Origin of the sequence: Bacillus sp. FSL E2-0195, assembly GCF_038003645.1 — a bacterium.
Taxonomy (GTDB): domain Bacteria; phylum Bacillota; class Bacilli; order Bacillales; family Bacillaceae_G; genus Bacillus_A; species Bacillus_A mycoides.
Genome location: NZ_JBBOPN010000001.1, coordinates 2802004 through 2815976 on the forward strand (window position 1 = coordinate 2802004; position 13973 = coordinate 2815976).

At 31.8% G+C, this 13973-nt stretch carries 13 protein-coding genes and 1 pseudogene; 5 read left to right on the forward strand and 9 right to left on the reverse strand.

Annotation, left to right across the window (positions count from 1 at the left end; genetic code table 11):
- Window positions 1-15: 15 nt before the first annotated feature.
- Both MHH59_RS14395 and MHH59_RS14400 read right to left on the reverse strand, forming a co-directional pair.
- The gene (locus tag MHH59_RS14395; protein ID WP_340851575.1) at window positions 16-1626 is read right to left on the reverse strand and encodes a M3 family metallopeptidase; all 1611 of its coding nucleotides are present in this window, start codon (window positions 1624-1626) and stop codon (window positions 16-18) included.
- 113 nt (window positions 1627-1739) lie between these two features.
- Complete coding sequence (locus MHH59_RS14400) at window positions 1740-3029, reverse strand: APC family permease (RefSeq protein WP_340851578.1); 1290 nt, start codon at window positions 3027-3029, stop codon at window positions 1740-1742.
- A gap of 142 nt (window positions 3030-3171) precedes the next feature.
- Here MHH59_RS14400 and MHH59_RS14405 point away from each other — a divergent pair, with 142 nt between their 5' ends.
- On the forward strand, window positions 3172-3606 hold the full coding sequence (locus MHH59_RS14405) for an Lrp/AsnC family transcriptional regulator (protein ID WP_340851580.1): 435 nt from the start codon (window positions 3172-3174) through the stop codon (window positions 3604-3606).
- Window positions 3607-3698: 92 nt separating this feature from the next.
- Here the strand turns inward: MHH59_RS14405 and MHH59_RS14410 are convergent.
- Window positions 3699-4082, reverse strand: a pseudogene (locus MHH59_RS14410) (helix-turn-helix domain-containing protein); the annotation flags it as partial.
- Between the two features lie 70 nt (window positions 4083-4152).
- Here MHH59_RS14410 and MHH59_RS14415 point away from each other — a divergent pair.
- Window positions 4153-4356, forward strand: coding sequence for a hypothetical protein (locus MHH59_RS14415; RefSeq protein WP_000637078.1), 204 nt, complete (start codon window positions 4153-4155; stop codon window positions 4354-4356).
- Window positions 4357-4425: 69 nt separating this feature from the next.
- Here the strand turns inward: MHH59_RS14415 and MHH59_RS14420 are convergent, their stop codons facing one another.
- Window positions 4426-5286 carry a DegV family protein gene (locus MHH59_RS14420; protein ID WP_002142141.1) on the reverse strand — a complete coding sequence of 287 codons (861 nt, stop codon included), beginning with the start codon at window positions 5284-5286 and terminating at the stop codon, window positions 4426-4428.
- A 225-nt stretch (window positions 5287-5511) separates the two neighbouring features.
- On the opposite strand from MHH59_RS14420, the gene MHH59_RS14425 reads away from it, so the two are divergent.
- Complete coding sequence (locus MHH59_RS14425; protein WP_340851581.1) at window positions 5512-5943, forward strand: GNAT family N-acetyltransferase; 432 nt, start codon at window positions 5512-5514, stop codon at window positions 5941-5943.
- Window positions 5944-6312: 369 nt separating this feature from the next.
- Here MHH59_RS14425 and MHH59_RS14430 read toward each other — a convergent pair whose 3' ends face one another.
- From MHH59_RS14430 to MHH59_RS14440, 3 genes are all read right to left on the reverse strand, one after another.
- Window positions 6313-7440 carry a BC_2427 family protein gene (locus MHH59_RS14430; RefSeq protein ID WP_340851584.1) on the reverse strand — a complete coding sequence of 376 codons (1128 nt, stop codon included), beginning with the start codon at window positions 7438-7440 and terminating at the stop codon, window positions 6313-6315.
- Window positions 7441-7567: 127 nt separating this feature from the next.
- Window positions 7568-8263, reverse strand: a complete 696-nt coding sequence (locus MHH59_RS14435) for a CsxC family protein (RefSeq protein ID WP_078179262.1) — start codon at window positions 8261-8263, stop codon at window positions 7568-7570.
- A 580-nt stretch (window positions 8264-8843) separates the two neighbouring features.
- Window positions 8844-9614 (reverse strand): GNAT family N-acetyltransferase, encoded by a 771-nt coding sequence (locus MHH59_RS14440; protein WP_002013350.1) that lies wholly within the window; start codon window positions 9612-9614, stop codon window positions 8844-8846.
- Window positions 9615-10104: 490 nt separating this feature from the next.
- On the opposite strand from MHH59_RS14440, the gene ycaC reads away from it, so the two are divergent.
- On the forward strand, window positions 10105-10740 hold the full coding sequence (gene ycaC, locus MHH59_RS14445) for an isochorismate family cysteine hydrolase YcaC (protein ID WP_002013351.1): 636 nt from the start codon (window positions 10105-10107) through the stop codon (window positions 10738-10740).
- Window positions 10741-11026: 286 nt separating this feature from the next.
- Here the strand turns inward: ycaC and MHH59_RS14450 are convergent, their stop codons facing one another.
- Window positions 11027-11806: a BC_2878 family exosporium-associated protein gene (locus MHH59_RS14450; protein WP_002127800.1), complete on the reverse strand. Its 780-nt coding sequence runs from the start codon at window positions 11804-11806 to the stop codon at window positions 11027-11029.
- 255 nt (window positions 11807-12061) lie between these two features.
- Here MHH59_RS14450 and MHH59_RS14455 point away from each other — a divergent pair, with 255 nt between their 5' ends.
- Window positions 12062-12382 (forward strand): hypothetical protein, encoded by a 321-nt coding sequence (locus tag MHH59_RS14455; protein WP_002032538.1) that lies wholly within the window; start codon window positions 12062-12064, stop codon window positions 12380-12382.
- Window positions 12383-12436: 54 nt separating this feature from the next.
- Here the strand turns inward: MHH59_RS14455 and MHH59_RS14460 are convergent, their stop codons facing one another.
- The gene (locus MHH59_RS14460) at window positions 12437-13972 is read right to left on the reverse strand and encodes an MDR family MFS transporter (RefSeq protein WP_085311637.1); all 1536 of its coding nucleotides are present in this window, start codon (window positions 13970-13972) and stop codon (window positions 12437-12439) included.
- Window position 13973 lies beyond the last annotated feature (1 nt).

Genomic DNA, 13973 nt, shown 5'->3' on the forward strand with positions numbered 1-13973 from the left:
TAATTTGTTCTCCCCCTACATAAGCTGCAAATATTCATCAATATCTTTATTTATTTGTATAAAAGCTTTATTCCAAAATTCATAATTTGTTAGATCAATTTCAAAATGTATTTTCATAAGTTCTTCAACTGGAGCTTTTCCCGTTTCTCGCAAAAATTCTTTATACTTCAAATGAAATTCACTTTTATTTTCTTTCGCTAATTCTAGTAAACTAAAACTTACTAAATACCCAAATGTGTATGGATAATTGTAAAAAGGAACGTCTGCTATATAAAACTGAACGTATTTCATCCAAACAAATGGCTGATATTCTGTTAGTGCATTTCCGTATGCCTTTTCTTGCGCTGCTATAGATAATTTCTCAATTTCATCAGCACTTATAGGACCTTCTTTATTTTTTTCATAAAAACTCTTTTCGAACTGAAACGATGCACGAATTGCCATAACATAATTAAAGCTATTTCTAATTTTCCAGCTAAGCAATGCCTTTTTCATTTCTGTACATTCTGCTGTTTTTATTAAGTGATCTACGAGCACCATCTCAAAGAAAATAGACGCTGATTCTGCTGTACTCATTGGCAGGTAATCATCTAAAAATGAAGTAGATTGTTCCAAACTCATAACATAAAAATGCCAAGCATGTCCTAATTCATGAGCAAGTACTCTTACACTATCAATTGTTCCATCATAACGCATTGAAATACGGGATTCTTTTTCACTGAAAAAAGGAGCACAAAACCCACCTGGTGGTTTATTATCTCTCGGTTCAGCATCTACCCATCCATTTGCTATTGCATTCTGTGCGAACTGTGCCAATTCTTCATCTATATTTTTTAGTGCATCATATATGTTTTTTACTGCTACTGAAAAAGGAATAACAGTCTCATTACTTTCTTTCCATGTCATTAGCTCGTACCATGTAATTGAATTCTTTCCTTTTTTATAACCGTTTAACGCAATTACTAGCTTCGTAAGATTTTGTTCCGTTGCATTCCACATTTGGGATAATGCAGTTTCAGAGATGCCATTTGCTTGTAGTGATTGTTTTAAAATCTCTGTCCCTTCCATTTCATCACTTTTAGCATGACGTAATCTTCCTATTTGATTCAATACAGTAGCGAAGATATCTTTTTCCTTATTCAAAGCATTTGTAAGAGAATCAAATACTATTAATCTTTCATTATGATCATCACTATTCATCGCAACGTAATTTGCTTGTCCAAATGATAAAGTCTCTTTATCGTGTATTACTTCTATTTTATTTCTTAATTGTGTATACATATCTTCCCAAGCTTTTAATTCATTTTCTATTAGTTTAATACTTGAATGATTTGTATTAACACTTTGTCCCTTACTAGATTCTATTAATAGTTGAACTTCTTTCTTTAATTGATTTACTTTTACACTTAGTAAAGTATTTTCAGGATGCTTCTCATCTTCAGCAGCACGGCAATATAAGTAATACTCTGCTTTTTCGATAGCCTCTATAAGTTGTGAGAGGATTACTGAGTCTTTTGTTGCTTTATATTCTATAATTAACCGTTCTATAGAAAATATAAGATTTTGTTTATTAGAATATAGTCTGCCTAAATCCCATTTAGTTGGAGCTTGAATACGTATATTCATTTTAATAGCCTCCTATTTTTACAAATAGTTACAACAATTTAATCACTTCATAATTATATATGAATCTCCAATATTTAGATATCTCTAAATATTGAAACTTAAACGAATGCATTTTAACATTCCTTATTCTGCTCCCTCCCATCTACAAGTCTACCTTTTATGCAATATAAATAGCATAAAGACGCTAAAGCTACAACTATTGGAATAAGTATGACTCCTCCAATAAAGGGATAAACCGCTATACAACATGTAAAAGCTATTATAGAAAAAATTTTACCTAATCTATTATTTATTAACTTAACTCCGGCCGCAGTACCGACTATATATGTAACAATCCCTAACGAGTTCGGTATTAATACGATTCTATCTATACTAATATGAAAAATAAAACTTATTAACAAACCTATTATCGCAATAAAACCTACAACTTTTACTGCATTTGTTGGCGCTGCTCTTTTTTCATTAATACATGCTAAATAACGAGGTGCAACTTCTTCTTTTCCTAGTGAATAACCTAAACGTCCCATACTTGCGATAAATGCATTTGTCGTTCCTAAGCAAATAATAAAAGCTACCAATCCAATTAACCATGTAAATTGGTCACCTAATGTTTGTTTTATTACAAGCACTAGAGCTGTACTATTATCAGAATTAATCTGGTATGATTTTGTTCCGATTACTGATAATGCAATCCCAATATATAAAACCCCAATAATAATAATTGCAATTCCCGTAGACAAAATAATATTTCTTTTTCTAGGTGTTTTAAATTCTGGAGCTAAACTTGCAATAGCTTCCCAACCGAAAAATGACCAAAAAATTAATAATGACGCATCTAAAATTGAATTTACTGCTTTCATAGAAATATGTACATTTATATTTTTCATTTCAATATAAGGTAGCGAGCTTATTATTGTTACGATTAAAATAAAAAAAGTTAATACTCCGATACATACTTGAAATGAACCGCTCATTTTTAATCCAAATAAATTGAAACCGATAGAAATACTTACTATGATTAACCCGATAATATAAGAAAAATACGATGGTAAAGAAAAGACTTTTACTATATACATTCCACCTGTCAGTGATACAATGATTTGTCCAACACTACCTGCGATAAAAAAACACCAGCCTATAATCGCACCTACTTTTTTACCAAAAGCTTTCTCAGAAAAAGTTGCAATTCCCCCTGCACTTGCATGCTCAATAGATAAAAAAGCGAATGTTAATGCAAGTGGGATACTAAATAAAATCATAATAAGCCAAGAAATAATCGCATTCCCTTCCGCTATACTCGCAGTCATACCAGGTAAAATAAGAATTCCTGATCCTAAAACTGCCCCTACGTATAAAGCTGTTCCCTTTTTAATAGAAATTGTTTCGTTGAAATGATTAGACATTACATGCACCTCCATTTATATTTTAATTATAGAAAGTTATCAGTCTATTCAACATTCAATTGTGTATGTAATTTAGCATTAGATTTTATATTATGCATGTATTTCAGAAGTTTACTTTCAACTTTGCAAAGGAGCATGAGTAATGGATGAGATCGATAAGAAAATAACCCTATTATTACAAGAAGATGCCAGGATGACAATTACAGAAATGACTGTGCATCTACACCTTAGCCGCCCTAGCGTTACAGAAAGACTAAAAAGGTTACAAGATGCAGGAATAATTGAAAAGTATACAGCACGGATATCACTAGATACAGTTGGAAAATCAATTCAAGCATTTTTAAGAATCGAAAATTTAAAGATTCCATGCAAAAAATTTGAGGAGAAAATATACGAAGAACATAGAATACTCGAATGTCACCGAGTAACAGGTGAAAGTAGCTATTACTTAAAAGTAGCGGTTCACTCAATGAAAGAATTAGAGGAATTAATTGATATCGTTATACCATTTGGTACAGTAAAAACTTCTATGATTTTATCATCACCGATACCATATCGACCAATAATTGTAGAATAGTAATAAAAAGAGGTTATCCAAAAAGTATAAAATATCATACTCTTTTGGATAACCTTTTACAATTTATAAGAACTTTTGACTAAACTTCTTTTTTAATCCATTTTATTTTCAGCTGATATTTTAAAATACTTCGCAGATAATTTATAAGAGCGATTCTCATTATAAAAGTTACCTAGTTCATAGGATAATTCAGCAACTAAGCGATGTTGCTTTTTTTCTACTCCCACGTCAATTGCTTTTTGTATATTTTTCTCATATTCATAATAATCTCCTCGTATTTTGAATATTTTAGCTTTCAAACCATATAGTTGGACATGTGCAATTGGTACATCATAAATCGATAAAAAATGAAATGCTTCATTCATAACTTTATTAACATTTTTCCAATCTTTAAGTTCTATGTACACCTCTATCATGTTTCGTAATGCATATACCTTTTGATGTTTCTCCGATAAAAATTCACTCAATTTCATAGATGAATTACCAATATCGCATCCTAGTAATTAGTTTGTCGAATTATTTAGTAAACTCGAAAGGACGATAAACATGATTGTAAGACTTAAAGATGAATCCGCACGAAAAATAGTAAGATATGTTGGAGGCGCTGCTTTACTTTTAATAATCGCTTCTTTCCTTTATCAGTGGAAAAATGACTTAGTGATTGATCAAACTGAAAGATTCGGCTTTGGACTAGCTATTATCACTTTCCTATCTACCTTCTTACCTTTTAAAGAGAAAGTGAAGAAATAATTACATATTTTTTATTTACATAAAACAATTAAATTAGAATAAAAAAGGATTGATCAAAAGATCAATCCTTTACTCTACTTCATTTAAGAAGAACAATGTTAACGCACCTGGTCCTGTATGCGCTCCGATTGCAGCTCCAATTGTATTTACGATAAATACTTCACAGCCGAATCTTTCAGTAATTAATGCTTTTAATGCTTCGGCAGTTTCTAGATCATCACCGTGAGTCATACCGATTGTTTGACCTTTAAGGTCTTTCCCGCGCTCTTCCATAATATCAACAATTCGGCTTAATACTTTCTTTTTCCCTCGTACCTTTTCAAGTGGTACAAGTTTTCCTTCATCCACATTTAAGATTGGCTTAATGTTTAGCAAACCCCCGATGAAACCGGCTACTTTACTTAAACGGCCACCTCTAACAAGGTACTGTAAGTCAGCTACAGTGAAGATATGCTCCATATGCTCCATTAGAAAAGCGACACGGTTTAATATTTCTTCTTTCGATGCGCCCTCTTTTGCCATTTTTGCAGCCTCTAATACGACAATACCTTGACCGAGTGAGGCACATTTTGTATCGATAATTTCTAAATCTAAATCAGTGTATGTTTCTTTCACTTCTTTTTTAATGAGAACTGACGATTGATATGTACCAGACAATTCAGATGAAAAAGCTAAATATATACAAGGGTTACCTTCTTTTGCATAGGAAACAAATTTTTCTTGGAATGTTTCAAGTGAAGGCAATGACGTTTTATAAACTGCGCCTTCTCTCATTTTTTGCAGTAATGTAACTGATTTTAATGTAACTCCATCTAAATACTCTGTTTCTGCTTCATCATATACACGGAGTGGAATTAAATCAATATCATATGCTTGCAGCAATTCTACCGGTAAATCCGCCGCACTATCCGTAATGATTTTAACACCCATTTTTAAACCTCTATTCTGTTATAAATATAAAAAATATAAAATAAAAATAGTACTTTTAAATTATATACGTAAAACTTAAATGAAGAAAGGAAAAGACTTTATATTGTATGCACTATTATTCAAAACTTGAACTGCAAATAAAAATGATTTCATTTTAACCTCTTTTTACAAGTTATTACACTGTGTATAATGAGAATATTACATTTTTTCTGAGGGAGGATACATATGAGTATTCAACTAGCTACATCTAATGATTTAGAATGGGTTAATAATCATTATGAATCGATAGGATTTGTACCAAGTGATTTAACACGAGACACAGTTGCGATCATTACATATAACAATGAGTATGCAGGTGTTGGACGTTTAGTCCAAATAGATGAAGGTACTATTGAAATGGGTGGAATTTTTATTCTCCCTAAATTTAGAGGTCTACAATTAGCTGGGAAACTCGTTTCATTTTTAGTACAAACTGCAAAAAAATTACAAATACTAAATGTGTATTGTCTTCCTTTTGAAGAACTAGAAAGCTTTTATAAAAAATACGGCTATACTGAAGTCGATACTACAGAAGAAGACGTCCACCCAATTATTCTAAAAAAATATAATTGGTGTTTGGAAAATTACGATAAACATGTTTTACTATTTAAATTGTGAGTTTTGTAAAAAAGGAGTGAATATACTTTATATTACACCCTAGGTTATAAGATGTAATTATCTATGTTATTTAATTAGCTTCATTAATCAAACAACATTTACGCCAATTTTATGTCCGTTTTAAATAAGTGTTAGCAAGTTCGTTGACAAACTTGTTAGCACCTTTTTAAAACTTAAACCTGAAGAAATCCATACAATTAAGTAACTATCCTAGCTAGCAACAATATCACCCTTCATAAATATTAAAATGAATTCATTGAGGATAAACCGTTTGGAGGATATTCTATAGCACTGAATGATTTACAAAAGATTACGCATTGATACGCTACGAATAAAAATAATGAGCTAATCAAGGGAATATAATCATTTTTATGTAATTCGCACTTGTACTTCCTGTTCTTGTATCACTTGAATGATTAATTCCAATACAATATTTTGTACTAACTGATACACATTGTCATGAAATGTACTTTGTTCTGATATGTATTCAATACATTGATATATATATCCTTCTACCAATAAGCTCCCTTTTTCAACTGTAAATTTATTTTGTCCATTCTTTTTTACTTTTGGTACTAAAAATTCGGTTTTTGTCAAAATAATCTCCTGTTCCACCTCTTTTATTCCTATCACTTTTTCTGTAAATACCACTTTTTCTCGTAAACTAATTTCACCTTTATATCTTCCTATTTCTATTGGTAGTCTGGCTGTTATATAATTACTTACTTCTCCCCCATTTTCACTCTCTAATATTATGCTGTGAATAGGAATCCATGAAGATGTCTCTACCTTATTCTCTTCATTATTCTCTTTAACTTTTTGATTATATAATTCAACAAGCACTCTCTTTTCATGAAGATTTAAAGAAACTAATTTACAATAAGCCTCCGAATGATACTGTTGCACTGTAGTTAATAACTTAGAATCTAATTCACGCCCCTCCGCATCTTTTTCATTTCGAAATACAAATGCATCTTGATTTTTCACATTTATTTTTGGAAATACTTTAAAGCTAGACACTTCTGAAATAATAGAAAATGGCGTTTTCACTACCATTGAATGCACTGAAGTCTCTATTTTTGATCCTAAACCTATACTTTCTCTCTTTGATTCAGTTTCTTCACTTTTTTTCTCTGATTCATTTGCTACTTCTACTTTCTCTAATCCAATCACTTTATTTTCTTTTGCTGGTTCAGTCTCTTCACTTTCTTTGTTTGATTCAATTGCTATTTCTTCTTTCTCTAATTCTCTTTCTTCATATTCTTTTACTGATTCAATTTTCACCTCTTCTTCCTCTAATCCAATCGCTTTATTTTCTTTTGTTAATCCAGTTTTTTCACTCTCTTTCTCTATTCCAATTACTTTATCTTCTTTTTTTGACTCTGTTTCTTTACTTTCCTTTTTTTCTCTTATTTCGCGCGAATCATCTTGAACATTCAGCATTTTCCATTTGTAAACTTTGTTCCATATTTCCTTACCAACCCATGGCTTATTCATCACCATCCCCCCATCTGATGAAATTCATAAAAATATGCTTTTTGTACGCGACCATTCCATCATTATATATGTTTTATAATAATAAAAAAGACATTGTCTTTTTATTAAAGACAATGCTTTTTTAGTCTTATACTTGTACTTGTTGTACTTGTAAAACTTTTAAAGTAAGATCTAGTACAATTTTTTCACGAAGAGTTCCAAATGGCTCGTTTAATTCTGTTGGACAAGGTGAAAAGTCTAATTCGAAAAATTGTGCGCTTACTAATTCACAATACGGTTGTTCATTATAAAAAACTGTATTTTCGAAGAAGTATTTGTCTAAACGTGGTAAATCACCATTTTTAGGATTAATAAAGTGAGATGTAGTATCTGATGAAGAAGCTACTAAAGCTAGTGAAAGAAAATCAGCTGCTGTCAAATCTGCAAAACCAGAAAATGGAACATTTGCAATACGATCATATAGCACTCCATTACACTCATCATTTGCATATTCAATATTTTTACGAATATATCCTTGTACAAATAATTTTGCTCTTGTAACTCGGCGATAAGGTGTAGCATCTACTGGAGTAAATGCTACAGGAACTAACTTACATTGTGTTAAAAATACATTTTTTAACACACGTTTAATCTCAGTTGCTGGAGGATCTAATGAAATATCAGATTCTACAACAATTTGAATTGTTCTTTCTGCTAATACAACTGGTATTTTTACAATCGGTGTTCCTGGAGTAAGAATTGGTGTTGCAGCTGCATCACTTAATGGCGTTTGAGTTTGTCCATCTACCTGACATGGTACATTAATTGGGCATTGTTCGCTCATATTTTATAATCTCCTTTATACAATATTTTGGAGTTTTTTAACTCTCTATACTGTATATGTATCTCTTCTATTAATGCGTGGGTTTGTATAATAGTTACTTTCATCATTTACAAAAAAATAGCAAATTTATTGTTAGTTAAACACACATAACTTAATATATTAAGCCTTTATGATTATCTACCTATATAAAAAGAGAATTTCTGAACCCTCATCGTGGAAGTAGGAACTGATGTGTTAATTATATTCACTAGTAATAGAAGAAAAATCAATATTAGTATCACTCTACTGTTGAAAAAAATAAAAACCGACTAAAAAAAGTCGGTTTTTATACCCAAATTCTTGCGGAATCCCTTCATCCTTATCATTAATATCATTGTTTTATTCTCAAATTTTTCAACTCTTCTTAGGAAACCAATCTTGTCGTCATTCTTTTCCCTTAATTTCATTTATTAACATCTCTTTTAATACCTTTTTATCTTTGGATAGTTTAGTTTTTGTTTGCAATTATAAAAAATAAGACTACTAAACGTTAATTTACTAGTCTTATGACGTTGTACAATCCGTACACGCTCCCGTTCATTCACTTATTATTTACAAAATAAGTATCATATGCCTTATCAAAAACATACCCTAGCTTTTCTGCTAATTTGACAGAAGTACTATTCGCTGCGTCCCAGTTTGGATACCTCCCCTTTTCTAAACAATCCAATATTAAGGTCGCACAAACTACAGTTGCCAATCCCTTTCTTCTATGATCAAGATCAGTAGCAACTTCAATTTCAATACCATCATTATAAATACTATATGATGATGCACCGCATACGACTTCTCCATTATACAAAATGCTATAACCTATACCTCGATTTACATAATCATCTATTGATCGAAATTGACTTGTAAAATCTTCAGAAACGTTGTGTAATGTTGGATTATTTGCGATATGCTCATCTATTTTTCTTAATTCATATCCTTTTGGAAGTGCAGTTATAAAAGATTGTAATTTTGAGCGATTAAACACTTCTGCATTTCTTTTAAATTTATATCGTAAAAACTTATCTATTTTTCTTTCATGGAATGTTTCTAAACGCTTTTTCCATTGATCACTATTTACGATTACTAAAATTCTTTCAGGGATGTTACGTAATAACTCTTCTGTCTCTTTTGCATTTGGATCCCCAGCGTAAAATGTGAAAATCCCTACCGTAATTTGCGCTACTGTCGGGTTTTCAAGATCGTTCACCCAGGCATTGCCCATATGTCCTTGTAAATAAGAAAGTAGAACAACATTATTAAAATCCTCGAACATAGAAACTAATTTTTTTCTTGTATGTATTTTTGCCTCATATATCATTTACATTCCCGCTTTCTTTAAAATCAACTAGACTCAACATTTTCATGAGTTAACTTTTATTAGTATTCTTATACACACTTATTTATTATCTAAGTAAATGTCTATGAAACTCAACTCTAAAATATCAAATAATTATAAATTATACGTAAATTCAATTTTATTATAACATCTAATTTCATTGAAATGATTTACCAATCAAGAATTGCTATTTTCAGATTCATTTTAGTCCTCATATCTCATTTTCTATTTACAGGTAAAAACATTATTATTCACAAATAATAGATAGCATTAGGACCATACCACATAGCTATCCACTCAATTAATACATTGTTTCCCAAAACGAAAAATTTGTAATTCCTCAATATGAAAATACATACATCCCAATATTCTAATGAAAACTATTTGTTGATAAATTTTTGCATGTATACCAAATCAAGATAAATAACTGTAAGATTGATTTTTAAATAAGCTTATTAAGGGGGATTATAAAATGTCTGATTTGTATTCTCGTCTTTCAAAAAGTGATGCCGCGGTTCTTCTAGTGGATCATCAAACAGGTCTTATTTCCAGTCTAGTGCGTGACTATGGTGTTGATGAATTCAAGAATAATGTTTTAGCTCTTGCGAATACCGCTAAGTTTTTTGATTTACCTGTTATTTTAACAACTAGCTTCGAAGACGGTCCTAATGGTCCACTCATGCAGCAATTAATCGAACTATTTCCAAATGCGCCTAAAATAGCGCGTCCTGGACAAATTAACGCGTGGGACAATGATGAATTTGTAAAAGCTATTGAAGCAACGGGTAAAAAACAGTTAATTATCGCAGGTGTCGTTACTGATGTTTGTGTTGCGTTCCCAGCTCTATCAGCTATAAATGCAGGGTATGAGGTATTTGTTGTAACGGATGCATCTGGAACTTTTAGTAAACAAGTTGCTGATGCCGCTCTTATGCGTATGGCTCATGGAGGGGTGCAACTAATGAACTGGTTTAGCGTTGCAGCAGAATTACAGCGTGACTGGCGAAATGATGTTGAAGGTTTCGGAGCTTTACTTGCTAAGCATCTTCCAAGTTATCAAAATATCATTGGAAGCTATATGGGGGCTCAAAAAGAATTTAGTAAATAAATTAATTCTTGATTAAACTTGATATCAATTTTGAATAACTATGTAAACTCAATAAACACTACCAATAGCTATTTTACATAATTAAGAAAAGGGCTGCTTTAATAGCCCTTTTCTTAATTGCTTTACCAATATTGTATGTTCCTCCGTCACTATATTTAAATTACAAATAGCAATTATTAGTACAACTAGCCATCCTATTTACTTCTAACATCCATACTAACAAAGCGATTTCTTCCGTTACTACAATCCGCCTCGTATATTTTAAGAGGATTAATCAATAGGTACGTTATAGCTCCTTCTTAGAAATAAAAGATTCCGTCGCACCATTTTTATATATTTTGGTCAACTTAATAATCGACTTGTACGTATTATTGTCATCCACTATCATTTTTTTCATTTCTTCTATTTCGGCATTGCCAGTTCCACTCTCTATTTTTAAACAGTTCGAAATGGAAAGGTATCCGCTTGATACTAAAATAATAATAAAAGTAACATCAGGGAAATTAATAAATAGCAATCCATAGTTCAAAGGATCCCCAGCTGGATGCGATAAAAGCAATCGGAAATCTAGTAGTTCTGGCACTTGAACAAAATCTTTAGAAACAATCGCTTCACCTACTATTGTAATTTGCTTTACTACATTCCCAAGTTCATCTGTAAATTCAATACATCTAGGCGTATCAATTGTTTTTGCTTGTAGAGATAAATTCAATTCAGAATTATAAAAATCGAAAAAGAGTGTACTTCCCTCCGTTAAACACTGTGGACAAACATTTCCAAGGAGACTAAAATCCTCTTCAATAAATTTAACTTTCGCTTTACAACTACACACTTTTCCTATTCGAATCGCATCAATCCTTGAACAATCTACAAATATTACCTCATTGTCTTCTTGTGCAAATGAAACTATACCTTTTATCTCATTAAATGAAATGAAATATGATACAACTATTTCGTTTCCGTCTATTGTGATACTCTCAATCCTAGAATAAGGATCTAAACTTTTCAAAAATTCACATATACTATTTTGACAACATTGACAATTTCGTTTCGGCTCGCAATCCACTTACATTCAATCCCTTCCCTATATGTTTTTATCTAATACACATAATATGAGCGGGATATATGAAAAGCTTGGACAATATAATTTTAACGTAAGGATATAATTTGTTACGCCTAACATCAATATGGAAATTACACCAATAATAAGTAATAGCACATAATTTTTACTATAAATACATATAACAATTTCATCTTTCAATGAAAAAGCGTTATAATGAGGTGCAGCCTCTAAGATTACGTAATAAAGGAGATTAAAACAATGACTAAAATTAAAGTATATCAAGTAAAAGAAGAAAATATGGAAGCAGTAAAAAACATTATTGATGTTGAGGAACAAAACCCAACTGCTGAGAACTTACAAAATCTATATACATGTGTATTAGATACTGAAGATATGGCATTACCTGAATCATACGTTGAAGAAGATATCTTAATTGATTCTATGGAAGTTATGGTTAACGCTTCTCAAAGCAAGCTAAGAGACTTAGGTACATATGATGTAATCGAAGTTCAAAACAAAGGTAAGAAAACACAAATTTTATTATTAGCAGACGAAGAATACGAAATTATCGAAGGCTAATTCGACTCCGTACATAAGAAAAAGCTCCTTTCAAAATTGAAAGGAGCTTTTTCTTTATGCTTTTGATGTTTCACTTTTCACCTTGTTTTGTTCTTTTTTATATACCATGCGCTCATTTCCCATAAAGAAAACGAATACGAACGCTAAACTTGCGGGGACTAACGCCCACATAAATGTCTGAACGATTGAACTAGAGAGAGCTTCAATAATTTTATCTAATATTTGCGGCGGAATTTGAGATCTTGCCGATTCTGATAGAATAGCTCTTGAATCTCCTAAAGCGTTTGTATTCATTCCCCCGCTCATACCTTTAAACGCTTCTTCTAATTGATCCTGGAAACCAGTCCTTTGAATCATTCCGAAGATTGTAATACCAAGTGTCATACCTAATGAACGAATGAAATTACTCGTTGAAGTCGCAGACCCGCGTTGCTCCATACCGAAGTTATGAATAGCAGCCATACTTAGTACAGAGAATGAAAAACCAACTCCAAAACCGATAATAACCATATAAATTGTTAATAATATACGACTTGTTTCTGGCGTTAATGTACTTAATAAGAATAATCCGATTAGCATAATTACAGCAGAAATAATCATAATGTTTCGGTAGCTAAGTTTTGATGTTAAAAATCCACCTAACTGCGCTGTTACTACTGATCCTAACATCATTGGTAATAACAATAATCCTGAGTTTGTTGCGGTACCACCGTATACGCCTTGAATAAATAACGGAATGTACACAGTTGCTGACATAAATGCCGCCCCGTAACATAAGGCAATAATTGTACTCATTCCGAATAGACGTTGTTTAAACATCTCAAATGAAATGATTGGTTCTTCTACTTTTCGTTCAATAACAATAAAAGCAATTACTAAAATAGCGAACCCAGCAAATAAACTTAAAATAAAGCTAGAATCCCAATCATACTTTTGTCCGCCTAATTCTAAGGCGAACATTAAACAAACTACTGCACCAACTAAAGTAATTGCGCCAAACCAATCAATCTTTTGTTCTCTATGAACTCGTGACTCTTTATAAAATAATGTAATAAAAATAAGTGCTAAAATTCCAAGTGGTAAGTTAATATAAAACACCCAGTGCCAGCTAATATAATCCGTAATATATGCGCCAAGTAATGGCCCGAAAATACTTGATAAACCAAATACTGCTCCGAATAAACCACCCATTTTCCCGCGCTTTTCTGGAGGGAAAATATCAAAAACGATAGTAAATGCGATTGGCACTAGTGCCCCGCCGCCAATACCTTGAATGGCACGATAAATACCTAACTGTGTAATATTTTCAGCAGTTCCACAAAGTGCCGAACCAATCATAAAGACGATTAAACCGAAAATAAAGAATCTCTTTCTACCATACATATCTGATAGTTTACCGAAAATCGGCATACCTGCCATTTCTGCGACCATATAGGCAGAAACGACCCATACAAAGTTTTCAAGGCCTCCTAAATCACCAACGATTGTTCCCATCGCTGTTACGACAATGGTATTATCCATTGATGCCATTAAAATCCCTAGCAATAAACCGGCAACAACGAAGCCGAGTTTATTATTCTTCTCAACCATA

Coding starts and splice junctions, on each gene's coding strand:
- MHH59_RS14395 (WP_340851575.1), bottom strand. CDS start 1,626: ATGAATATACGTATTCAAGCTCCAACTAAATGGGATTTAGGCAGACTA.
- MHH59_RS14405 (WP_340851580.1), top strand. CDS start 3,172: ATGGATGAGATCGATAAGAAAATAACCCTATTATTACAAGAAGATGCC.
- MHH59_RS14425 (WP_340851581.1), top strand. CDS start 5,512: ATGAGTATTCAACTAGCTACATCTAATGATTTAGAATGGGTTAATAAT.
- MHH59_RS14455 (WP_002032538.1), top strand. CDS start 12,062: ATGACTAAAATTAAAGTATATCAAGTAAAAGAAGAAAATATGGAAGCA.
- ycaC (WP_002013351.1), top strand. CDS start 10,105: ATGTCTGATTTGTATTCTCGTCTTTCAAAAAGTGATGCCGCGGTTCTT.
- MHH59_RS14435 (WP_078179262.1), bottom strand. CDS start 8,263: ATGAGCGAACAATGCCCAATTAATGTACCATGTCAGGTAGATGGACAA.
- MHH59_RS14460 (WP_085311637.1), bottom strand. CDS start 13,972: ATGGTTGAGAAGAATAATAAACTCGGCTTCGTTGTTGCCGGTTTATTG.
- MHH59_RS14440 (WP_002013350.1), bottom strand. CDS start 9,614: ATGATATATGAGGCAAAAATACATACAAGAAAAAAATTAGTTTCTATG.
- MHH59_RS14400 (WP_340851578.1), bottom strand. CDS start 3,029: ATGTCTAATCATTTCAACGAAACAATTTCTATTAAAAAGGGAACAGCT.
- MHH59_RS14420 (WP_002142141.1), bottom strand. CDS start 5,286: ATGGGTGTTAAAATCATTACGGATAGTGCGGCGGATTTACCGGTAGAA.
- MHH59_RS14430 (WP_340851584.1), bottom strand. CDS start 7,440: ATGAATAAGCCATGGGTTGGTAAGGAAATATGGAACAAAGTTTACAAA.
- MHH59_RS14415 (WP_000637078.1), top strand. CDS start 4,153: ATGATTGTAAGACTTAAAGATGAATCCGCACGAAAAATAGTAAGATAT.